Here is a 23193-nt window from a genome sequence, read left to right as displayed (position 1 = left end):
CCGAACCCATACACACATTTTGAGCATTAACCCGCAAACGGGTGTTTTAGCGGCTAAAGCGTGGATCCCGGCGGCAAAGCTCGCGCACACAGAAACGCGAAAGCCTCAGCCGATTGGCTGAGGCTTTCGCGTTTTGCACCCCCGAGCAGGTTCGAACTGCCGTTTCCGCCTTGAGAGGGCGGTGTCCTGGACCACTAGACGACGGGGGCAAGACTATTGAGTTCGTAAGAATTTGGCTGGGGTACCAGGACTCGAACCTAGACTAAGTGAACCAGAATCACTCGTGCTGCCAATTACACCATACCCCAATGAGCTGGCGGGATTTCCCGCTCGGCAACAGAAGTAGACTCTACATCATCACCGAGCGGGAATGCAAAACTGCGCTCAAACAGCCACTCAGCCCGCCGCGTTCATACCTTCAAGAAGCCCGTTCAGCTGGCGCAGAACCTCGCCGTCGGAAGCCGCAAGCCCGTTGTGCTCATACGCATCGGTCTCCCACACTTCACACTTGGGAAGCAGCCCGGCTGTTTCACGAGACATGTCGCGGGGAACAAACGCATCGTGTGTGTAGACGGCAGCCGCCGTGGGAACATCAGCCTTGCGCAGCTTCTCAACGTCCCACATGACAGGCCAGTCTCGTTCGGCGAGCGCCTGTGCGACGTCGTCCCACACGGCCAGCGGACCGGTGCGGAAAAGCTCGGGGTCAACATGTTCACCCGAAAGCCACAGCGGGTCATCGGCAGCTTCAGCCGGGCGTGCGCGCAGCGCCGCCCAATCGGTCTTAGCGCCCGAGGCCCAGCAGGTTTCGTGGAATGCCGCGTACAGCGGATTGCGCGCGCTGAACGGCAGCGAGGCCTGCAGGTCGTGGCGCAGAGCGGCCGAATCGACGTCGTGTTCCAGCAGGAAGCGCAGCTTCTGGTCGCCTCCGCTGGCTCCCAGCAGGAGGCCGAGTGAACGCACGTGTGCCTCTGCGGCAACCGTGCCATCGGGCAGGGCGATGCCATCGGTGACTGCACGAGCGTGCAGTTTCTTCATGGCCTCGGCCGCACCGGGGTGCTGCGCAAAGAATTTCTGTGATTTCTCTCGCATAATCTGCCACGTGCGGGCGTACGCAATTGCCGGATCAGGGTCAGCACCGGGCTGCGGCACACGTGCCAATCCCCCGGTGATCCGCGCACTCAGCAGCGATTCGGGGTGCTCAGCCAGGTAGCGCAGCGACGTAAACCCGCCGAACGACTGCCCAAGGATCGCCCACTTCTCAACCCCGAGCGCCCGGCGGACAGCCTCAGCGTCCTCAACGATCGCATCGGCCCGATAGAAGCTCATGCGCTCAGCAACCGCCTCGGGGTCCTGCGCTCCCCCGGTGCCGACAAAACGCCCGTCCACCCAGCCGATCGGCGAAGACAGACCGGTGCCGCGCTGGTCGAGCATGACAACGCGGTGGGTTTTCAGCGCCTCCGGCAGCCACGTGGGGCTGTTCTCCGTCGGACGGAAGGCCTCAACACCGGGACCGCCCTGCAGGTACAGCAGGTACGGCTTATCGCCGCCGGCGGTACCGGCACCCGCGCCACCAGCCCCACCGCTGTCAGCATTGCCCACAATCCTCGCGTAGACCTCGATCGTCCCGGGAGTGTCCCCGAAGTGGTCGAGGGGAACCTCAACGCGCAGATCTTCGCATGTCAGCACCGTGAATCAGCCTTCCAGGTGGTCGAGCAGACCGCGCAGGCGGCCCAGCGTGACGTCCTTGCCGAGGATTTCCATGGATTCAAACAGCGGCGGGGAAATACGACGGCCTGACAGTGCGGTGCGCAGCGGGCCGAAGGCAAAGCGCGGTTTGATTTCCATTTCCTCAACGAGCTTGGTCTTCAGCACGTCCTGCAGCGTGTCCGTGGTGAAGTCGTCCAGCGGTTCCAGCACCTCGATCGAGGCGCGCAGAACCTCCGGTGCGGTTTCGCGCAGCGTCTTCAGCCCGTCTTCGTGAAGTTCGAACCCGTCTTCATCAACAAAGAGGAAGCTCATGAGGTCCGGAGCTTCACTGAGCAGGTTCATGCGGGTCTGCACGAGCGGCACGGCCTGACGCAGCACCTCGAGCTGACGTTCAGTCGGCGCAGCGTCGACGAGTCCAGCGTTCTGCAGGAACGGCAGGAGCCTGCGGCCGAACTCGTCTTCGTCGAGCATGCGGATGTGGTCGGCGTTGATGGCCGTGGCCTTCTTGACGTCGAAGCGCGCTGGGTTGGGCAGAACGTCGTGGATGTCGAAGGCTTCGAGCATTTCTTCGACCGTGAAGACGTCGCGGTCGGCAGCAATCGACCAGCCCAGCAGCGCCAGGTAGTTGATGAACCCTTCGGGGATGAACCCGTTGTCGCGGTGGTGGAACAGGTTCGATTCGGGGTCGCGCTTCGACAGCTTCTTGTTGCCGTCGCCCATGACGTAGGGAAGGTGACCGAACTCGGGGGTGAATTCAGCCACACCGATGTCCTTGAGTGCTTCGTACAGCACAATCTGGCGGGGAGTCGAGGACAGGAGGTCTTCTCCGCGCAGGACGTGGGTGATGCCCATGAGCGCGTCGTCAACCGGGTTGACGAGCGTGTACAGCGGCTGGCCGTTGGCGCGCACCACCACGAAGTCCGGAACGGAGCCGGCTTTGAAGGTGATTTCTCCGCGCACCACGTCGGTGAACGTGATGTCCTCATCCGGCATGCGCACACGCAGAACGGGTTCGCGGCCCTCAGCGCGGTAGGCCGCCTTCTGCTCTTCTGTCAGGTCGCGGTCGTAGCCGTCGTAGCCCAATTTGGGGTCGCGGCCGGCCGCGCGGTGGCGCTCTTCGGTTTCCTCCGGCGTGGAGAAGGACTCGTACAGGTGGCCGGCGTCTTTGAGCTTCTGGATGACGTCCTGGTAGATCTCGCCGCGCTGGGACTGACGGTAGGGGCCGTGGGGGCCGCCGACGTCGATGCCCTCATCCCAGTCCAGGCCCAGCCAGTTCATGGCTTCGATGATCTGCTGGTAGGACTCTTCCGAGTCGCGGGCGGCGTCGGTGTCTTCGATGCGGAAGACGAATGTGCCGCCGGTGTGGCGTGCGTACGCCCAGTTGAACAGGGCTGTGCGCACCATCCCGACGTGCGGGGTTCCGGTAGGCGAAGGGCAGAAGCGAACTCGTACGCTCACGTTTTTCCTTTTCTTGTTTTAGGCGTCCATGGCTGGGTTGGACAGCAGTCCCAGCCCTTCGACTGCAATGTTCATGCGCTGACCGGCTTCGACTTTGCCGACACCGGCGGGGGTGCCGGTGAGGATGATGTCGCCGGGCAGCAGGGTGATGGTCTCGGAGATGGCTTCGATGAGTGCGGGAATGTCGAACACCATGTCTGCCGTGGTGCCGTCTTGGCGCAGCTCGCCGTCGACCCAGGAGCGCACTCGCAGGTCTTCTGTGTCGAGTTCGGTTTCGATCCACGGGCCAACCGGGGTCGAGGTGTCGAATCCTTTGGCTCGGGCCCACTGCAGGTCGGTTTTCTGCAGGTCGCGCAGGGTGACATCGTTGGCGACGGTGTAGCCGAGAACGTGCTTCAGAGCGTCTTCCCGGCGGACCTGTTTGGCCACGCGCGAAATGATGACGGCCAGTTCGGCTTCGTAGGACACTTCTTCGGATACCGCGGGCAGGCGGACGGGCTCATTCGGTCCGACGATCGCGGTGTTGGGGATGAAGAAGAACTGCGGGCTGGCGGGAACTTCGTTGCCGAGTTCCCGTGCGTGGTCGGTGTAGTTGCGGCCGACGGCGATGATTTTGGAGCGCGGGATGATGGGCGCGATCAGGCGCACGTCCGCGTAGGGCAGGCGTTCGCCGGTGGATCCGGCTGGGCTGAAGAAGGGGTCTCCTGACAGGACCGCGATTTCCAGGCCCGATGTGTCGAAGGTGCCGTCGTCGGCGGGTTCGGGGACCTCGCCTTCGAGCACCCCGTAGGTGGGTTCGTCGTTGTGGACAAATCTGACAATGCGCATGCCCCTTAGTCTACTGGGGTGAGTGTTTTCGACCTCGAGGCCATTGGCCGTGGACTTCCGGCGGCTTCTCTTGTCCCCCGCTTGGCGGAAAGCTGTTCTTCTGGACCGTTGCGCGCGGTTGTCGAGGCACCGCCCGGCACGGGTAAGACGACGGTGGTTCCGCCGGCGGTGGCGAACCTGGTGTCCGGCAGGGTTGTGGTCACGCAGCCCAGGCGTGTGGCGGCTCGCGCTGCGGCGGACCGTTTGGCGGATCTGTCGGGCGAGCGCGTGGGTCTTGCGGTTCGCGGTGAGCACCGCCGAGGCGACCGAGTTGAGTTCGCAACGACGGGTGTTCTTCTGCGCCGCCTGCTCAGTGACCCCGAACTGTCCGGCATCGACGCCGTTGTCATGGATGAGGTGCACGAACGCGCTCTCGAATCTGATCTTGTCTTCGCCATGCTGCGCCAGTTGGCTGATCTGCGCGATGGCCTGAGCCTCGTGGTCATGTCGGCGACGGTGGATGCGCAGATGTGGGCTGGTCTTCTGGGCGAACCGGACGCTCCCGCACCTGTTCTGAGCGCCTCGGCTCAGCTGTTTGACCTTAAGCAGCGCTGGGCTCCCGGGCCGCAGGCCCTGGGGGTGCGCGGAGTTGAATGGGACTTCCTTGATCACGTTGCCCGTGTTGCTGCTGATGAGGCTCACGAGGTGGAGCACGACATCCTCGTTTTCCTTCCCGGTAGGCGCGAGATCACCCGGGTGGCATCAGCTTTGGCGTCGCTGACCGACGCGGAGGTCCTCACCCTGACGGGCAGCACTCCGGCACGTGAACAGCGCAGGATCACCTCCGGCGGCGGTGACCGGCAGCGGATTGTTGTTGCCACGAACGTTGCGGAGTCTTCTCTGACGGTGCCCGGTGTGCGCACTGTGATCGACGCGGGTCTTGACCGGCAGGTGCGCCTGGATTCTGTGCGCGGAATGTCAGGCCTGGTGACGGTCGGAGCGGCCAAGGACTCCATGGTGCAGCGTGCTGGACGTGCGGCCCGCCAGGGCTCGGGAACCGTTGTCCGCTGTATGGCCGAGGCTGATTTCGCAGCACGGCCCGCGCACGCTCCAGCCGAGATCACCACGGCCGATCTCACGCAGGCCGCCCTCGATCTGGCCTGCTGGGGTTCTCCGCGAGGTGAGGGTCTCGCACTGCCGACTCCACCTCCTGAGCCAGCTCTGGACCAGGCCGAGGCGGTGCTGGCCGGACTGGGTGCGTTCGAGGCGGGCCAGCCCACGGACTTGGGCCGCCGGCTGGCCGCGGTCCCGGCTGATCCCAGACTGGCGCGCGCTCTGTTTGACGGTGCGGATTTCATCGGCGCGACGGCTGCTGCGCAGGCGGTTGCGGTTCTGGCCTCGGATGTCCGCTCCCCCGGCGGTGCCTTGTGGAAGCGGTACCTGTCGGTTCGTGAGGAGGCCGCTTTCCGCCGGGAGGCTGACCGTTTTGCGAGCCTTGCCGAGGCGCAGGCCGGGCCGAATCTTGATGAGGCCGGTTTGGCTTTTGTCACCGCTCTGGCTTTCCCAGAGCGGATTGCTCGTGCGGTCGATGAAACGACGTACAAGCTCGCCAGCGGAACGGCAGGTGAACTTCCGCGTGACAGCGCTCTTCGCGGCCACGAATGGCTGGCGATTGCTGACATCAGCCGCGTTGGCAACCGCGCTGTCATCGGTGCGGCGGTGCCGATTGACTTTGAGCAGGCCCAGTTGGCGGCGAATTCTCTTCTGGGCGAAGACGATCTTGCCCGGTTTGACGGCACCACCGTACGAGCGCGCAGGGTGCGGCGCTTCGGAGCGATTGAGCTGTCGTCCACCCCGGTCCAGGCGAGCGCTGAGGCCACGCGCCGCGCGGTTGAGGACGCTGTCGAGGTTCGAGGTCTCGCCGAGGTGTTCCCGCTGTCCGAGCAGGCGGAGTCGCTCCGCAGGCGCATGGCTCTTCTGCACCGTGAACTGGGCGAGCCCTGGCCGGATGTCAGCTTCGAAGCGCTGGCGGCGAACGTCGATTGGCTTGCCGGTGAAATTCCCACGGTCGCGGCTGGACGGAAACCGGATATGGAACGGGCACTCACCGGCCTGCTGCCGTGGCCGGAAGCGGCTCGTCTGGATGAGCTGGCTCCCGAAAGGATCCAGGTGCCCAGCGGTTCACGTCACCGTGTGCAGTACCCCGATGGTGACGAACCTCCCGTGCTGGCGGTGAAGCTTCAAGAGTGCTTTGGGTGGAAGACCAGTCCGCGGATCGTGGATGGCCGTGTTTCCGTTCTGCTGCACCTGTTGTCGCCTGCCGCACGGCCGTTGGCGATCACCGCCGACCTCGAATCATTTTGGAACGGCGCCTATTCTGATGTGCGTGCCGAAAACCGCGGCAAGTACAGAAAGCACCCGTGGCCGGAAGACCCGTGGAATCACGTGGCAACCGCGAAGACCACAAGGAGACTGGAGTGAACCGGGAAACGGTCCTGGCGCCTCGTGAGTGGAGGGCGCTCAGAGACGCCCACGCGCAGGAGGTCAGCAGCCGAACCGCCGACCACCTGGCCCGGCGATCCCGGGGTGAGAAGCACCCCGTGCAGGACTTCCTGTTCACCTACTACCCCTTCAAACCGGCCAAGATCGCGCAGTGGAACCCGGCCCCGGGAACCGCGCTGGCGATTGAAACCGAAGATGACCGCCAGTACTTTTCGCGCCGCTGGTACACCGTGTCCGATCACGCGCGGGTTGATGCCGCGGCGTGGTGGGAGGACCGCGGTCGCGGTGCGGTGTTCATCCGCGACCTGCTGCGCAGCACCCTGGGGCGTGAGGCGGCACTCGGCTGTTTCGGGCTGCACGAATGGGCCATGGTGTACAAACTCAAACCCGGTCAGCAGCGACACGAAGACGTTCCCCTGCGGCTCAGCCAAGAGGAAACCGACCGGGTTGTTGAGAATCACCGGATTCAGTGCACCCACTTCGATGCGTTCCGTTTCTTCACACCCGATGCGCGCGGCCTCAACACCATCCAACCCACGCGGGAAGGGATGCGGGCCAACGAACAGCCGGGCTGTCTGCACGCCGGAATGGACCTCTACAAGTGGGCAATGAAACTGCAGCCGATGGTGGAGGGCCGCATTGTGCTTGAGGCTTTTGACCTGGCGACCCAGCTGCGCACACTCGACATGGAGGCCTCCCCATACGATGTTCGGCCGTGGGGCTATGGTGTTGTCGCCATTGAAACCGCGGCGGGCAAAGCCGAATACATGAAGCGCCAGAAGAGTCTGTCTGAAAAAGCCAATAGACTCAGACACGCGCTCATCGACTCCATCGATCGGGCAGAAGAGCTCGCCCAAGGTGCTGTCAGCAGCACCAGCCGATGATTCGCCCACGCAGCCGCAGAAGAACGTACACAGCAGCTCATCCTCAACCAGTCGAACTGAGACCACTATGAAAAGTCCTGTCAATTCCTTTCTCGAACGCATCTACGCAAGCTGTAAGAACGAAGACTCGGGAAACCTGGCGGACTACATTCCGGAACTTGCCTCGGTTGATCCGCACCGCTTCGCCATATCGCTGTGCACTCCCGATGGCACCGTGTACTCTGCTGGCGACTGTGACGCGCTGTTCTCCATCCAGTCGATCTCAAAGCCCTTCGTCTACGCACTGGCGCTGCGCGAATGCGGCTACGACACGGTCATGGCCGCTGTCGGCGTTGAACCGTCCGGTGACCCCTACAACGAAGCCTCCCTGCAGGAGGGCACGGGCCGGCCAGACAACCCCATGATCAACATCGGCGCTATTGCCACCCACGGAGTGCTGCGCGAAGCCGTCGGCTGGGAGAGCATCTATTCGGGGCTGTGCGAATTTGCCGGACGTGAACTCGAAATCGACGAGGCCGTCTACGAATCAGAAGTCAACACGGGCTGGCGCAATCTGGCGCTGGCCTCCCTGGTGCGGGCGAACGGCATTTTCGATACTGACCCGCACGATGTCTTCGCCGGCTACATCCGCCAGTGCGCTGCAAAAGTCACCGTGAACGACCTTTCAGTTATGGCGATGACGCTGGCCTCCGGCGGCATCAACCCCGTCACGGAGGAGCGCGTCATCCCCGAATGGGTGGCTCGCCAAGTGCTGTCGGTGATGACCACGTGCGGTATGTACGATGCCGCCGGTGACTGGCTGACCGGCATCGGCATCCCCGCGAAGTCCGGTGTCGGCGGTGGACTTGTCGGTGCGCTTCCCGGTCAGGTCGGCATCAGCGCCTTTTCGCCCAGGCTCGATTCCTACGGACATTCGGTGCGCGGAGTGAAGGCGTTCCAGCAGATGAGCGAACAGCTCAACCTGCACATCATGGCAACACCGGCGTCCACGGTCGAAGCTGTTTCGCAGCGTTCAACCACGCTTGAGGGCGACACTCTGATTGAAATTCAGGGCGTCTTGGACTTTTCGACTACAGAAATGGTGCTGCGCCACCTCGAGCAGATCGAACCGGACGACAGCGACATCGTCTTCGATGTCAGCTTTGTGTCCGCCATTCCCACGGTCGGTGGGGAGCTCATGGCCGAAGCGCTGCGCCGATTGGCGGCCGAAGGCCACGACATCACGATCGTCGATCCGCACGGCCGCCTGCCACACAAGATCACCGCCCGCTTCGACCTGTTGGAAGAACGCCCCGAGGGCTACGTCGACGGCTTGGAAATCCAGGAGTGGGAAGAAGCGTAGGTCTCCCCCCCCCTCCCCGTCAGCCCCCCGCTCGCCAGGTGACGAAAACCGGCCCTCCGCCTCGTTTTTCTCCCAGACCAGCAGAATTGCGCAGGCAACAGAAAAGGCGCACAGCTTGAAGCTGTGCGCCTTTCGCGGTCTCGGCTAGCCCTCGGCTATACCGACCGCCGTAAGTCAATTGAAAATGCTGACACCACCGGGGCCGACCAGCAGGCCGACAACGATCAGCACAATGCCCCACAGCATCTGGCCGCGGAACAGTGCAAAGATGCCGGAAATGACCAGGATGGCTGCGAGGATCCACAGAATAATTGCGAGCATGTTTCTCCTTATCGATGCTTGCGTATTTGGACCACACTAGACGGGATCGCACCAAGAAGTCACCCTCATAGCGGCTTCGGTGACATTACTCACCAGCGCCGGTCAGCGGTTGTCAGCCGTGTGACGAGACCCTGGCTCATGCCTCACAGAAGACTTGCGGCGGCCTCGTCAAGGGCGAACACGACGTTCGGGTGGTTCTGCAGAACCGATGCGGGAACGTCCTCGGTGACAGGTCCTCGAACCGAGTCGCGAACAGCTTCGGCCTTGTTTTCACCGAACGCCAGAAGGATGATCCGGCGGGCATTCATGATGGTTCCGATCCCCTGGGTGACAGACAGGATGGGAACTTCGGCGGTGTGGTCGAAGAAGCGCCTGTTGTCTGCTCGCGTCGACTGGGTGAGAGGCTCGACGTGGGTCACGGAGTCAAAAGGTGTTCCGGGCTCGTTGAAGGCGATGTGCCCGTTGGACCCGATACCGAGGATCTGCAGGTCAATGCCGCCGGCGTCAGCGATTTCGCCGTCGTAGTCGTCAATGACGTCGCCCGTCGAGTGGCCCTCTGCAAACGGCACTCGCACGTTCTGGGGAGCGAGCCCAATCTGCTTGGTGACGTGTTCGTCGATGAAGTAGTGGTAGCTCTGCGGGTGCGTGGTGTCCAGGCCCAGGTATTCGTCAAGCGCGAAAGCACGCAGGCGAGTGACGTCAATGCTGTCTGCGTGCACCTGCCGGGCGATTTCGGCGTAGACATCAGCGGGACTCGACCCTGTTGCAACTCCGAGATTGGCCGTGGGGTTGTCACGAATCATGTCGCAGATCTGGCTGGCTGCCCACACACTGGCCGCAGCTTTGTCTGCGAACACTTTGCAGTCGATCACGCTGAAATCCTTTCCTGCCGATTTCGTGATTCTAACGGCAGACTGAACAGCTTACTTCAGCAGGCGCGCAGATACGTACTCATCCGCGCCGACCTTAACCTGCAGCTGCCCCGTGGGAGCCCCGAGAGCATCGACTGCGACAGGCGACAGAACCCGGAGGAAGCCGAGCTTCACCTCGCCGAAAACTGCCAGCGTGAGATCGCCGACGGTGTCGACCTTGACCTGCACCTGGTCCGCTTCTTCCCCTTCTGGGAGGTCAGCGATTGTCAGGTTAGGTTCCGAGGTGCCCCAGGCCTCCGCTACGTCCGTGTTCTTCTCAAGGCCGGTGTCTGTCTGCCAGAACTCGTCGACAGAGCGACCTCCCGTGACGATCGCGCGCAGGGTTTCGAGAACACACACGGGGTCTGCTGCACCGTCATACACCCAGCGATGGCCGAGCTTGGGGTGATCCATTTCGGTAATGAGGTGCTCTTCGGCTCCCGCCAGCGGTGCGCCCCGGTAGGTCAGCGGCACCTGGTAGACGGTGTCGTCACCATCCGCAGCCTTCACGAGGTGGAACTCGACTCCCACCTCGCCGGCGGGGTCGTCAAAGCGGAAGGACGAAACACGGCTCAGCTTGGTGCCGGGCTCAACCTTCGCCCACGGCTGCTTCGGCAGCCACTCTTCGATCAGTTCGAGCTTGCCGGGCGACAGTTCGACGTTGTAGAGAATCGCCATGGGAGCCTCCTTGCTCAGGCTTTTCGCTCGTTGAGACTTTACTGACTCAGGCTTTGCGCGTGCCGGGAATCCATTCGCCGTCTTCGACGGTGTAGTCAGCGAAAATCGCGGGTGCTTCTTCGCGCATGATCTGTCCGACCTTATCGAAGATCAAGCGGATTTCTTCTTCCGCGCCCTTCGCGGTGCGCATTTCGATGACGTGGCGCAGTGTGCGCAGGTTGGCGGTGAATACGATGCCGGTGGCCAGGCCTTCGGGCGCGAAGCGGCGCATGAAGCTGGTCATGTGCTTCTTGTGGCTGAAGTTCTGGCCTTCTTCGTCGAGCTCGAAGTGTTCGGCCATCCACCGCTGGTGCTCTTCCAGCTGGTCGAGCAGGGCGAGGCTGCGCTCCATGAGTTCGGCGTCTTCGCGCGCCCAGTCGGGGAACCAGAAGGGGATGTCTTCCAGGCGTACGTAGCGCAGGGATTCCTGCGAGTATGCGGCACCGGCGCGGTGGCGGATGAGTTCGTGGGTGAAGACGCGCGACACGTTGTGGAAGATGAACGTGTAGTTGGCGTGTTCGAGAACCGAGCCGTGCTGAGACCCGATGACATTGCCCAGGTACTGGGCGGAATCGGTGCGCACACGCGAAACGTTCGGGTTGAGGCCGGGCTCCCAGGATCGATAGCACATGCGGCCGGAGAACTCGAGCAGGTCTTCACCGTCAGGTGATTCCTGCGGACGGACACGGTCCGACCATGCGGTTCCGCCGACCTCTTCGAGGTAGCCGGTCATGGCTTCCCAGTCGATGTTCGGGCGCGCAATGAGCTCTACGCGGGGTTCGACCTGGCGCACGGGCACTCCTCTGTCTGCGTCTGCTGTCTGACGTCGATTGTCTGATCAGATCCTAGGCGAGGCCACTGACTGCGACAACAGGAGGTCAGTGCACTCGCTGCGCACGCCCGCCGAAAGCCCCCAGCACACTGCCGAGTGTGCTTCTGCTCAGCTGAGCAGTTCAGTGCGACTGGATGTTGACGATCGTCAGTTCGGGATTGATGACCCACACCGTGGCGGGCGCGCCCTGCACGGGACGCTGACCGTCGGCTGCAACGGAGCACACGCGCATGAGAGCACCACCGCAGTCCAGAATCACTTCGAGCTGTCCGCGCACCACCTGGCTGCTGGCAACGCGTGCCGGCTGGCCGGCTTCTGCTGCCGCGAAGTCCGCAAACGCGCGCTTCTGGCGTTCGATCAGGCGAGCGCGCACGGGCAGTTTGCTGAAGGCACGGGCACCAATGCTGCGGTCGGAACGGCCTGCAATGCGGTAGTCCTCGGCGCTCTCCAGGAGCACGCCAGCGTCATCGACGACAGCGGCGAAGGCGAACGGGTTGGTCCATGCGGCATCGGCCAGAAGTTCTGGCGGGTACATGGCACCCGCGCCGCGCTGGCGAGCGCTGGGGTTCTGAAGATCGCAGTCGAGGGTGTGTGCAGACATGACTGCACCATGGCCCACGCGTGTAAAGCGTGAGTCACCCCAATGTGACGGCAAGGTTACGGAACCCTGTGAGTCCATTCTTCAGTCCCGAATTTCTCGGCGACCAGAGTGCGGGCGCGCTCCACCTCGTCAGGGGTGACTTCGCCGAGCTGCGCACCGGTGGTCTTTTGGAACGCGTCGATCATCGTGTCAATAACCTCTTCGCGCGGCATACCGGTCTGACTGCGCAGCGGATCGACCCGCTTCTTGGCCGAGCGGATGCCTTTGTCGGAGATTTTGGCTTTGCCCACGCGCAGCACTTCTAGCATTTTGTCTGCGTCGATGTCGTAGCTCATGGTGTCGTGGTGGAGGATGACTCCCCCGCCGGCGGCTAGGCGCTTCTGCGCGGCTCCGCCGATTTTTCCCTTGTCGGACGTGATGTCGTTGATGGGTTCGTAGAACGCGTTGACGCCCATAGTGGACAGGGCGTTCAGCACCCACTGGTCGAGGAACTTATACGACTCTTCGTAGTCGAGCCCCGCGACCAGCGACAGGGGCGCGTACAGCGAGAACGTCACACAGTTCCCACCTTCCATGAACATGGCGCCGCCGCCGGAAATCCTGCGCACGACCTCGACCCCGTGGCTCTGTGCACCCGCGGCGTCGATTTCGTTTTGGAAGGATTGGAACGATCCGATGACGGCGGCCTTGTCCTCCCATTCCCAGAAGCGCACTGTCGGGCCGCGGCGGCCGGCGGCGACTTCGCGCAGCAGAACCTCGTCAAGCGCCACGTTTTCACGGGTGGGGCGAACTGTGTCGTGGATGACTTCCCATTCATGGTCGTAGAACTCGGTGGCTCCGGCCATGCCGCGTTTGAGCGCCCACGCAATGTCGTAGGTGGTTACACCCTGCAGGTCCGGCCGCAAGGGATCTTCGCCAGCCTCAACCAGTTCGCGGTACACGGTGTCGAAGGCCGCGTCGAGTCGGGCGGCGATATCGGCTTTGGAGTCGCGCAGGCTGACGCCTTCCAGTGCCGGACCCAGAGTGGCGAAGGCTTCTTCGGGTTCGAGGAAGAAGTCACCGGAGATGACGACGTCTCTGGCCAGCTCGTCTTCGATCGTGCCGTCGACGATGACGAGTTTGCCACCGGGAACTTTGCGCTGGGCTTGGAATGTGCGTGCTTCTGTTTTCGGCCGTGCCTCAGTCATTGCGGTCCTCTCCTGTCAGTGCCCGCCACATAAACCGGTAGGTCAGTGCGCGGACAGCTGCGATCTGCTTGTTGTCGGATGCTGCCGAGTGCCCGCCCTGCGTGTCTTCGAAGAACCACACGTCGGGGATTTCTTTGGCCTGCATTTTCGCGGCCATTTTGCGGGCTTGTACCGGTCCTACTCGGTCGTCCGAGGTGGCTGTCCAGAACAGCACCGGCGGATATTCCTCCCGCGGTGCTGCATCCAGCAGGTGGTAGGGGCTGAAGTGCTGGATGAAGTCCCAGTCGTCAGTTGCGGGATCCCCGTATTCGGCTGCCCAGGATGCCCCGGCGGACAGTTCGGTGTAGCGCAGCATGTCCAAAAGCGGCACCCCACAGCTGATCGCGCCGAAGAGCTCCGGGTACTGGGTGAGCATGTTGCCCACGAGCAGGCCTCCGTTGGAACCTCCCGAGGCGCCGATTGTGTCGGAACTGCCCACTCCCCTGTCGATGAGGTCGCGGGCGACTGCTGCGAAGTCTTCGTAGGAGCGCTGTTTGTTTTCCCGCCGGGCGGCTTCGTGCCAGGCCGGCCCGTATTCACCGCCGCCGCGGATGTTGGCAAGAACGTAGACGCCGCTGCGGCCAGCCGGAAGCCAGCCGGTGCCGTCAGTTGTCTGGTTGAGCCACGCGATGCCGCTGATGACGGCGTAGCCGGGGGTGCGGGAGACTTCGAACCCGCCGTAGCCGTCGAGGAAGACGGGGTTCTTCCCGTCGAGCACGAGGTCGCGCGGAGCCACCTGGAAGTACGGGATGCGCGTGCCGTCGTCGGATGTTGCGAAGTGCTGGGTGACTTCGAGGTTCTCGGCGTCGAACCGTGCCGGTGAGGTGCGCACAACCTGAGGTTCGGCAGTTGAGCCGAGTTCACCTCGTGCCAGTGTTGTGGGTGTTGTGAACCCGCTGATGGTCAACCACACGTCGTTGCCGACGGCGGGGTCGTCTGCGTCGACGGCGCCGATGCCGATGACGTGGTTGGCCGGTGCTGCCGGTGCGGGGACGTCGCTGAAGTCGTCCAGGCGGAGTGCGCGCAGGGTGGACTGCACGTGCTCCATGAGTGAAAGCACCAGGAAGTCTTGTGTAACGGCCCAGCCCTGCAGGGAGGTTGAAGCAGTCGGTTCGAAGATCACCCGCGGGGCGGCCCCGGCCAGGAAGTCGTCGAGTTTGACTGCGGCGAGCGCTCCAGCTGGCACGTGGAATTCGGTGCCGTTTGAGGTTGCGCCCGCCCAGTCGGCGCGGGGGCGCAGCAGCAGGAGGTCCCGGTCGATGTCGACAACGACGTCATCGGGCACGTCGATCAGCTGCCATCCGGCGGTGTAGTCGCTGCCGGCATCCAGTGGGCGCACCCACAGGCGGGAGCGGTAGAAGTCAATCGCGTCGACGAACACCATGCGCTCCCAGCCGGGTGTGTGGTCAACGCCAACGCCGGCGAGGATGTGACTGCGGTCGACTTCGCCGATCTGCTGGGCCTCGCTCAGGTTTTGGCCGCGCTTGAGGATGCGGGCGGTGGCCGGATAGGACGATTCGGTCATGGAGTCTTCGCCGAAGTCCGTAGTGAGCGCCAGTGTGTCGTCGTCAACCCAGCTGGCGGAGCCCTTTGCTGCGGGGATGCTGAAGCCGTCTTCAACAAATGTCTTGCGGGGCAGGTCGAATTCGCGGTGGGCGACAGCGTCACCGCCGTCGGGGCTTAAGGCAATAAGTGCGCGGGCGTAGTCGCTGCGGCGCAGGCGCGCTCCGCGGAAAACCCATTCGATGTCCTCTTCTGCTGCGAGCGCGTCAACGTCCAGCAGGATGTCCCATTCTGTTGCCGAGGCGTCATCACGGCCCGCCTGATAGGACTCCCAGGTGGTGCGTCGCCACAGTCCGCGGGGGTGGTTGACGTCCTGCCAGAAGTTGTACAGCCAGTCGCCGGCTTTGCTCACAAAGGGGATGCGGTCGTCGTCATCGAGCGCTTTGCGCAGCTGTTCGGCGAGCGCCTTCGTGTGTGCGTCTGTGAATTCGGCTTGTGTGAGTTCGTTCTGCTTTTCCACCCAGTCGAGTGCTTTTTCACCGTGGATGTCTTCAAGCCAGAGCCAGTCGTCGTGTGGGTTGTCCGGTGTGAGGCACATGGTTCCAGACTAGACCTTGCCGGCTGATTCTGTCTGGGCCCAGGCGGTGTTCGGCTTAGTCGACGCGGGCCTAACCGCTGCCGCTTCAGTCGGTGCTGACGAGTCCGCGGTTTTCCCGACCCCACACCAACATGAGCACAAGCCCGATGACGGTCAGAGCGCCGGTTGCAGCGAAGGTACCGGTCAGCCCGATGTTCGGCAGCAGCCACGCCCCGTAGACAAAGGGTGCAACGCCAGTGGCGATCCGGGACACGCTCGAGGCCCACCCGAAGCCGGAGGCTCGCAGGTGGGTGGGGTACGCCTCGGACCCGTAGGTGTAGAGGGCCGGCACTGCAGCTTGGATGGTGAAGCCGAAGCTGACGATGAGGAGCTTGGCTGCCGTTGTCAGCTCACCCGGGTGGGTGGTGAGCTCTATTGCGAACAGTGTGAGCAGCACGGCGGAGCTCAGGCCTGACAGGGTCAGCAGCAGTCGGCGGCCCACATAGTCGATGACGAGTGCGGCGACGACGACTCCCAGCAGCCCGGCTCCTGTCATGGCACCGGTGACGAGGAACGCAGCCTGGTCGGTTTGGCCCTGTTCGCGCAGGACTTTCGGCAGCCAGGTGAGAGCCGCGTAATACAGCAGGAGGATGCCGACGAACACTGCCCACGTCGATGCTGTGAGCTTCGCGGAGTGTTTCCACAGCAGGCTTAGCTGGCCGAAGGCCGAACTGATGCGGCTGCGCAGTGTGCGCCGTGCGGCGGCTTCGTGTGGACTGGGTTCCGGATGCTGCCAGGTGTCTATCGTGGCTCCGGTGCGTTTGATGAGTCTGCGCAGGACTGCATCAGCTTGTACGTGTTTGCCGGAGGCAGCCAGGTGGAGGGGTGATTCGGGTACGAACAGGCGCACGAAGAACAGCAGGATGACGGGTGCTGCCATGAGAAGCATCATGGTGCGCCAGTTGCCGAACGACAGGATCCACGCGCTTGTCACAGCTGCACCGGTTGCGCCGATGGGCCACCAGCCGTCCATTGCGGTGAGCACTCTTCCGCGATGCCGAGCGGGTGTGAACTCGGTGACGAGTGCATAGTCGACCGGGATTGCTCCGCCCAGCCCAATACCGGCAATGAACCGCAGAACGAAGAAGGTTTCAATGTTGGGGCTGAAGGCTCCGGCCGCGGTGAAGATCGAGAAGATCAGCAGGGTGATGGAAAATGCGGTGCGGCGGCCCAGCCGGTCGGCAATACCGCCCCACAGGACCGCGCCTACTGCCATGCCGATGAGGTTGGCTGTCGCTGCGAATGCTGCTGTGCCCAGTGGGACGTCCCATTCCGCGGCCAGCAGCGGGATGAGCAGACCGCCGAGTGCTACATCCCAGGCATCGAACATGAAGCCCAGGCCGCCGATGATGAACACGGCCCCCTGGGTGTTCCATTTCCACGGCAGGGAGTCGATGACGTGGGCGGGTGTGGGCTTCTGTTGTGTCACGTTTGTGTCCGTTCACGTTTTCGGGCCGCCTCCGCTGTGACGGAGACGGCCCGAAGATTGTTGAGTTTTGAGCCTTGGTCAGCTGTCGCTGAGCTTGACCATCCAGCCTTCGGGGCCTTCTGTGCGGCCGTACTGGATGTCCAGCAGGGTGCTGCGCAGCTTCATGGTGGCTTCACCAGGTTCGTCGCCCATGTCGATGGTGAAGTCGTTGGACTTCAGCTTGCCGATGGGCGTGATGACGGCTGCGGTGCCGCAGGCAAAGGCTTCGACGATTTCGCCGGCTGCTGCGCGGTCGCGCCATTCGGCAACCTCGATGGGTCGTTCTACCGGGGTCAGGCCGATCTGCGGGGCCAGTTCAAGCAGCGAGCGGCGGGTGACACCGTCGAGGATGGCTTCGGAGACCGGCGGGGTGAGCAGTTCGCCGTCCTTGGTGACGAGCATGAGGTTCATGCCGCCGAGCTCTTCGAGGTGAGTCGAGGTCGCCGCGTCGGTGAACATGACCTGCTGGCAGTCGTTGGCGGCAGCTTCAGCGGATGCTGCGAGTGAGGCCGCGTAGTTTCCGCCGCACTTGGCGAAGCCGGTGCCACCCTGGCCGGAGCGCTTGACCTTTTCGGTCAGCCAGATGCTGACCGGCTTGATGCCGCCGCTGAAGTAAGCGCCGGCAGGAGAAGCGATGACGTAGTAGTCGACTTCGTGGCTGGCACGCACGCCGAGGAAGGATTCCGAGGCGATCATGAAGGGACGCAGGTAGAGCGAAACTTCGTCGGCAGCGTCGGCTGGGGTGGGCACCCAATCGCGGTCGAGGCTGACGAGCGCGCGGATTGATTCGAGGAAGTCTGCTTCGTCCAGCTGCGGCAGTGCCAGGCGTTCAGCCGAACGGTTGATGCGCGCCGCGTTGCGCTCGGGGCGGAACGTCCAGATGGAGCCGTCGGCGTGGCGGTAGGCCTTGAGACCTTCGAAGACTTCCTGTGCGTAGTGCAGAACCGCAGCGGCGGGATCCAGCGTCAGGGGTCCGTAGGGAATGACTTCGTGTGCGTGCCATCCTTGGTCGTGCGTGTAGCGGACGTGCGACATGTGGTCGGTGAAGTATTCGCCGAAACCGGGCTTGTCGAGTACGGCCTGACGGAGGGCCGGTGCGGTGAGGTCTTGGCGCTTGCGCAGCTCGAATTCAGTCATAGTCACTCGTTTCCTAAACGTGGGGTCAGGGGTCTGAATGTGATCCTATTCTCACTGTCAAACAGCTTTCGGCGACATCCCGCACAAACCAGCTCGCTTTGCGCGGTACCACACACTGCTGATCAGGTGCATAAGGTATCCTTAGCGGCGAATGTCAAGCCTGCGGGCGGCCGTGTTGCGTCATCTGCAGTGCCGACTCAGCAGGAGCGACGCTCCCCCCGGCTTCTGGGGTCACTGTGAGTGTCGCTTGAAATATATGGAAGGACTGAGGGATGAGTTCCTCGAAATCTTCGACACAGCGGAGGCGCTTCTTGCGCTCCCCGATTGCCGCTCTGTCAGCCCTTGCATTAACGGCCGGGGCATTTGCCGTACCCAGCTTGATGTCTGGCGATTCGGCTGCGGCTGCAGAATTCAGCGGAGGTATCCGCGACAAGTCCGGCGCGATAGAGAAGGACAAGCAGAAGGCTTCCGACCTGCCGGCCGGATCGTGTGTTGTCTCGGAGAACTCTGAAAGTGGCAGCCAGGCTGGTTTCAGCTGGTATACCTCTGAGCCGAGCGCGACCAGCCCCAACAAAACCCGGTGGGGCTTGAGCGTCGCCTTTGATAACTCGAAGGACCGCACGTTCGCTGACTGGAGCTTTACCAGTGGAGGCAATATGAGCCGCTACCTCGATGCAGCTCAAATTGCCGCCATGGATGCTGGTCAGACCTTTGTCGATAAGAAGGTTACGCACAAGGCCGACGAAATCCTCGGTATTACTGCTTCTGGCCCACAGCGAAACCTGAACCTCAACGCGGAACTGACCGATGCGAAAGTCAAGCAGTTCGCTGAGGCTACTGCCGCGAACCCGGTGCGCTACGCCTGGCAGGGTAACTATAAGCAGGACAATCCTCCAACGCCGAGGGCCACCCAGGGAGACAATGCAAATTTGACGGCCGTCGTGAACCCGTGGCCGAGCGAGAACATCGAATGTAACCCGATCACGGTGTCGTGGGAGAACTTCGAGAAGCACGTCATCGTCCCTGACACCGAAACCAAGGTCGGTAAGATCAACGTTCCAGCTGTGGTGAACGGCGGCACGGATGACTCCATGTCCCGCATGGTTGTGGAGGCCTACGACGGCAACGGCAAGTTCATCGGCACCACGGACCCCGCGGCATCCGGCGGCGAGAAGCTGCTACGTATCGCGGACAACGGCGACATCTACTTCACGTGGCCCGAGTACCGCGGTACCGACCTGGCCACCGACAAGAACGTGAACTTCTCCGTTCTGGCCAAGCCGCGCAGCGTGGACCAGCTCAAGGCCGCAGCTAAGAACAACAATGAGTGGCTCGAACATGATGGAGCCTTCGACAGCTCCAACTCGCTGACCCGCTACAACAAGGCGAACGTCATCGACTCCAAGGCATTCTCCTTGGATGACACCGAGTACCACTCCCCGAAGTACGACAAGACGGACGCCACGATTATCTCCGGCGTCGATAGCGCTACCGGTCCGATTGCTACCGAGCCGCAGAAGGTCACCTTCACCCAGACCCCTGACCTGATCAAGGACCTGGCGAAGAAGAAGGCAGACGGCGGTTACGAAGCCAAGGTCACCCTGGACGAGAAGTACGTCTACGAGGGCTGGACCGTCGAGATGGACGATGACTACAACGTCACCGTCACCGCTCCAGAGAACCCACGTCCGGGCACCTTCGCTCGCCCTGTCGTAACGGTGGAGTACTCCAATGGTTCCACTGACAAGCTGGAACTCCTCGTGGTTGTTGATCCGAACAACACCCAGGTCACCGACCTCGTGCGCCCGGGCCTGGCCAAGGGCAAACTGAACGAAGACATCACCGCCCAGGTGGGCACCAAGTCGATCATGAAGGGCCACAAGCCGGTTCACCCGGCCAAGTTCGAGATCGACGAGTCCACTGTTCCAGCGGGCTGGACTGTCACGGTCGATGACACCGGCAAGGTCACCGCGAAGGCGGACGACACCGTCGCGCCGGGCACGATCATCACCCCGAAGGTCAAGGCAACCTACCCGGACCAGACCACGGATGAGATCGAGACCCAGTTCCAGGCGATCGTGGACATCAAGATCCCGACCTACGACACGGTCACCAATAAGCCGCTTGCGAAGGTCTCCCTCAAGCCTGAGATCCCGGAGCGTGGCCTGAGCGGCAACACGACCGACGAAGCGCCGAAGCGCTACACCTTCCCGGACGGTAAGACCGAGTACACCCACACGGATGACAGCGGCACGTGGACCGTCAAGATTGACGAGAACACTGGTGAAATCACCACGACGATTCCGCGCACCGCTCCTGAGGGCTACACCCTGAACGTCCCGGTTCTCGCGTACTACGACAACGCTGACAAGCCGCAGGAAGTCAAGGGCACCGTCGTCGTTTTGAAGAGCGACTTCTCTCCGACGTACTCCGTGGAAACCACTGGCCCGAACCAGGCTGTGAACCACCAGGTACAGGATGCGCCTAAGGGTTCCAAGTTCTCCTTCGGTAAGGACGACAATGATCAGCCGATCCTTGAGCAGGAAGTTGACGGCTGGAAGTACAAGGTCGACCCGAACACCGGTGTCGTGTCTTCCACCCCGCCAGCAGACTCCAAGCCGGGTGACAAGAAGACCATCAACGTCACTGTGAACACTCCGGACGGCTCCACCCCGCTGGTGCCAGTCACCACCGTGGTGAAGCTGACCAACAACTGGGAAGCTGAGCCGTCCTATCCGGTGCAGACCGTGTACCCGGGCGAAACCGCAACGCTGCCAATTGCACTGGAGAAGCCGGACACCGTGAATGTCGCGAAGGAAAACCCCTACAAGTTGGGCGATGTTCCTGCCGGTTGGAATGTCAGCATTGACGACAATGGCCAGATCACCGCAACCGCACCTGAGGATGCGAAGCCAGGCGATCAGGTCAAGATTCCGGTTACTGTGACCTACGAGGACGGCTCTACGGATATCACTTATGCTGTGGTCAACGTCCTCGGAGTGCCTGAACGCGAGGTTCCGTTCCAGGTCGAGTACAAGTACGACGCCACGATCCCTGCCGGCGAGTACAAGGTTGAGACCAAGGGCAAGCCTGGCAAGGAGAAGATGAACAAGGACGGTACCTGGGAGCAGACCAAGGCTCCGGTCAACGAGGTCGTTGTCGTCGGTACTAAGCCTGCAAAGAGCGCCGAGGAAGTTACGTGGACGGTGCCAATCCCGTATCCGACCGAGGTTCGCGAGAACCCTGACCTGAAGCCTGGTGAAACCCGGGTTGTTCAGGAAGGTGAAAACGGTGAGAAGACCTTCACGGCTAAGTTCACTGCTAAGGGCGACAAGGCCGAGGTAGTCGAGGAAGAGACCACCAAGGAACCCGTCAAACGCATCGTCGAGTACGGTCCGGGTCTGGCTCCGAGCGAGTTGGTGACTAAGACAGAGAAGCCGATTCCGTTCGAGACCGAGGTCGAGTTTGATCCCAACCTGCCGGCCGGCGAAAAGGTCGTCGACCAAAAGGGTGAGCTCGGAACCGAGGTTGAGACCTCGACCCAGAAGCTCGTGGACGGCAAGCCTTCGGGCGACCCAGAAGTGACCACTGAGCGCACCAAGGAACCGACGACGGAGAAGATCCGCGTTGGTACCAAGACCACCGGTGAGATCAAGAACTCGGTCGAAGCTGAGGTTCCGTTCGGAGTGAAGGTCGAGTTCGACCCGAACCTGCCTGCTGGTACTTCGGAGACTGTGACCGAGGGTAAGCCTGGTAAGAAGACGATTACCGTGACGCAGAAGGTCACCAACTCCCAGCCGGACGGTAAAGCCGCCGTCGAGGAAAAGGTCACTGAACAGCCGGTTGACCAGGTGATCAAGGTTGGTACCAAGCCGTCTGAGGCTTCCGAGAAGGTGACCTGGACTGCCCAGGTTCCGTTCGAGGTTGTTACCCGCCCGAACCCGGAGCTGAAGCCGGGTGAGATCAAGGTCGTCCAGAAGGGTGTACCTGGCGAGAAGACCTACACCGCTGACTTCACTGCTAAGGGTGACCAGGCAACGGTTAAGCCTGAGGAGAAGCAGACGAAGGATCCGGTCGACGAAATCATCGAGTACGGTCCGGCAGCTGAGGACACCACTGTGGTGACCAAGGTTGACAAGCCGGTTCCGTTCGAGACCGAGATCGTCTTCGACAACACTCTCAAGGAGGGTGAGCAGAAGGTTGATCAGCAGGGTCAGACCGGTACCGAGGTTGTGACCTCGACTCAGAAGATCAAGGATGGCAAGCCGGACGGCGACCCAGAAGTATCTACTGAGCGCACCAAGGAGCCTGTCAAGCAGATCATCCGTGTGGGTACCAAGACCACAGGCACCGAAACTTCCGAATACGAGGTCGAAGTGCCGTTCGAAACTGAAATCCAGTTCGACGACACGATGGAAGCCGGCACGCAGGAAACTGTTCAGGAAGGCAAGCCCGGTAAGGACAAGGTCACCACAACCAAGACCATCGAGAACTCGAAGGTTGTGGATACCAAGACCGAGACCGAGCGTGTGACCGAGCCGGTCAAGAAGATCATCAAGGTCGGCACCAAGGGCAAGCCCGCCTCCACGCAGATCGAGTGGACTGAGCAGACTCCGTTCGGTGTTGAGGTCCGCATTAACCCTGAACTGCAGCCGGGTGAAACCAAGGTTGTTCAGGAGGGCAAGCCCGGCGAGGTCAAGCACTCCGTCGGTGTCGAGGTTGACGACAAGGGCAACGTCACCAAGGGCGAGCCTAAGTCTGAGACTGTGAAGGAACCGGTCAAGCAGATCATCGAAGTCGGCCCGGCTAAGGACCACGAATCCACGCTTACCGATAAGCACACGGAGAAGACCCCGTACGACACCCTCATTGAGTACGACCCGAACCTTGAGGTCGGAAAGGTAGTTGAGGACCAGGCTGGTGCCTTCGGCGAGAAGGAAATCACCAAGACCTGGAAACTCAAGAACGGTCAGCCTGTCGGCGATCCGGAAACCTCCGAAAAGGTCGTGAAGGATCCGCAGCCGCGCAAGATCCGCGTGGGCTCCAAGTGCAACTGCGACAAGCCGACGGAAGAGCCCACGCAGGACCCGACCGAGGAACCGACGGAGGACCCGACCGAGGAGCCCAGCCAGGACCCCTC

16 protein-coding genes and 2 tRNA genes are annotated in these 23193 nt (G+C 62.3%); 4 read left to right on the top strand and 14 right to left on the bottom strand.

Annotation, left to right across the window (positions count from 1 at the left end):
• Positions 1–136: 136 nt before the first annotated feature.
• The 5 genes from HMPREF3172_RS03590 to HMPREF3172_RS03570 all read right to left on the bottom strand — a co-directional run bounded on the left by HMPREF3172_RS03590 (position 137) and on the right by HMPREF3172_RS03570 (position 3993).
• Positions 137–209, bottom strand: a tRNA-Glu gene (locus HMPREF3172_RS03590).
• 24 nt (positions 210–233) lie between these two features.
• Positions 234–308: transfer RNA gene (locus HMPREF3172_RS03585), tRNA-Gln, on the bottom strand.
• A gap of 88 nt (positions 309–396) precedes the next feature.
• Positions 397–1686, bottom strand: a complete 1290-nt coding sequence (locus HMPREF3172_RS03580) for an alpha/beta fold hydrolase (RefSeq protein WP_070515495.1) — start codon at positions 1684–1686, stop codon at positions 397–399.
• Between the two features lie 6 nt (positions 1687–1692).
• On the bottom strand, positions 1693–3165 hold the full coding sequence (gltX, locus tag HMPREF3172_RS03575) for a glutamate--tRNA ligase (protein ID WP_070515492.1): 1473 nt from the start codon (positions 3163–3165) through the stop codon (positions 1693–1695).
• 18 nt (positions 3166–3183) lie between these two features.
• Positions 3184–3993, bottom strand: coding sequence for a fumarylacetoacetate hydrolase family protein (locus HMPREF3172_RS03570; RefSeq protein WP_070515489.1), 810 nt, complete (start codon positions 3991–3993; stop codon positions 3184–3186).
• A gap of 18 nt (positions 3994–4011) precedes the next feature.
• Here HMPREF3172_RS03570 and hrpB point away from each other — a divergent pair, with 18 nt between their 5' ends.
• The 3 genes from hrpB to glsA all read left to right on the top strand — a co-directional run bounded on the left by hrpB (position 4012) and on the right by glsA (position 8700).
• Positions 4012–6453: an ATP-dependent helicase HrpB gene (gene hrpB, locus HMPREF3172_RS03565; protein WP_070515486.1), complete on the top strand. Its 2442-nt coding sequence runs from the start codon at positions 4012–4014 to the stop codon at positions 6451–6453.
• Positions 6450–7358, top strand: a complete 909-nt coding sequence (locus tag HMPREF3172_RS03560; protein ID WP_070515482.1) for a 3-methyladenine DNA glycosylase — start codon at positions 6450–6452, stop codon at positions 7356–7358. Before hrpB ends, HMPREF3172_RS03560 begins: the two co-directional genes overlap by 4 nt.
• Before the next feature lie 67 nt (positions 7359–7425).
• Complete coding sequence (gene glsA, locus HMPREF3172_RS03555) at positions 7426–8700, top strand: glutaminase A (protein WP_070515478.1); 1275 nt, start codon at positions 7426–7428, stop codon at positions 8698–8700.
• Between the two features lie 174 nt (positions 8701–8874).
• On the opposite strand, the gene HMPREF3172_RS10510 is transcribed toward glsA, so the two are convergent.
• The 9 genes from HMPREF3172_RS10510 to HMPREF3172_RS03515 form a co-directional block, all read right to left on the bottom strand.
• The gene (locus HMPREF3172_RS10510) at positions 8875–9021 is read right to left on the bottom strand and encodes a GPGG-motif small membrane protein (RefSeq protein ID WP_167346378.1); all 147 of its coding nucleotides are present in this window, start codon (positions 9019–9021) and stop codon (positions 8875–8877) included.
• A gap of 143 nt (positions 9022–9164) precedes the next feature.
• Entirely contained in the window at positions 9165–9893 is a 729-nt protein-coding gene (locus HMPREF3172_RS03550; protein WP_070515475.1) for a glucosamine-6-phosphate deaminase, read from the bottom strand.
• 51 nt (positions 9894–9944) lie between these two features.
• On the bottom strand, positions 9945–10610 hold the full coding sequence (locus HMPREF3172_RS03545; RefSeq protein WP_070515472.1) for a maltokinase N-terminal cap-like domain-containing protein: 666 nt from the start codon (positions 10608–10610) through the stop codon (positions 9945–9947).
• Positions 10611–10656: 46 nt separating this feature from the next.
• On the bottom strand, positions 10657–11442 hold the full coding sequence (thyX, locus tag HMPREF3172_RS03540) for an FAD-dependent thymidylate synthase (RefSeq protein WP_070515470.1): 786 nt from the start codon (positions 11440–11442) through the stop codon (positions 10657–10659).
• 160 nt (positions 11443–11602) lie between these two features.
• The gene (locus HMPREF3172_RS03535; RefSeq protein ID WP_062019422.1) at positions 11603–12082 is read right to left on the bottom strand and encodes a hypothetical protein; all 480 of its coding nucleotides are present in this window, start codon (positions 12080–12082) and stop codon (positions 11603–11605) included.
• A gap of 56 nt (positions 12083–12138) precedes the next feature.
• Positions 12139–13269 (bottom strand): lipoate--protein ligase family protein, encoded by a 1131-nt coding sequence (locus HMPREF3172_RS03530; RefSeq protein WP_070515467.1) that lies wholly within the window; start codon positions 13267–13269, stop codon positions 12139–12141.
• On the bottom strand, positions 13262–15409 hold the full coding sequence (locus HMPREF3172_RS03525; RefSeq protein ID WP_070515464.1) for a prolyl oligopeptidase family serine peptidase: 2148 nt from the start codon (positions 15407–15409) through the stop codon (positions 13262–13264). The genes HMPREF3172_RS03530 and HMPREF3172_RS03525 overlap by 8 nt, the downstream gene beginning before the upstream one ends.
• Before the next feature lie 85 nt (positions 15410–15494).
• A complete protein-coding gene (locus HMPREF3172_RS03520) occupies positions 15495–16877 on the bottom strand; it encodes an MFS transporter (protein WP_070515461.1) in 1383 nt (460 codons plus the stop codon).
• A 78-nt stretch (positions 16878–16955) separates the two neighbouring features.
• Positions 16956–18053, bottom strand: a complete 1098-nt coding sequence (locus HMPREF3172_RS03515; protein WP_070427745.1) for a branched-chain amino acid aminotransferase — start codon at positions 18051–18053, stop codon at positions 16956–16958.
• Between the two features lie 272 nt (positions 18054–18325).
• On the opposite strand from HMPREF3172_RS03515, the gene HMPREF3172_RS03510 reads away from it, so the two are divergent.
• Positions 18326–23193: G5 domain-containing protein (locus tag HMPREF3172_RS03510; RefSeq protein WP_070515498.1), on the top strand; the 4868-nt coding region annotated here is incomplete at its 3' end.

It is taken from the genome of Brevibacterium sp. HMSC08F02 (genome assembly GCF_001807555.1).
Lineage (GTDB): Bacteria > Actinomycetota > Actinomycetes > Actinomycetales > Brevibacteriaceae > Brevibacterium > Brevibacterium ravenspurgense.
Note: the sequence above shows the minus strand (reverse complement) of the source record. Positions and strands in the feature narration are given on the sequence as shown.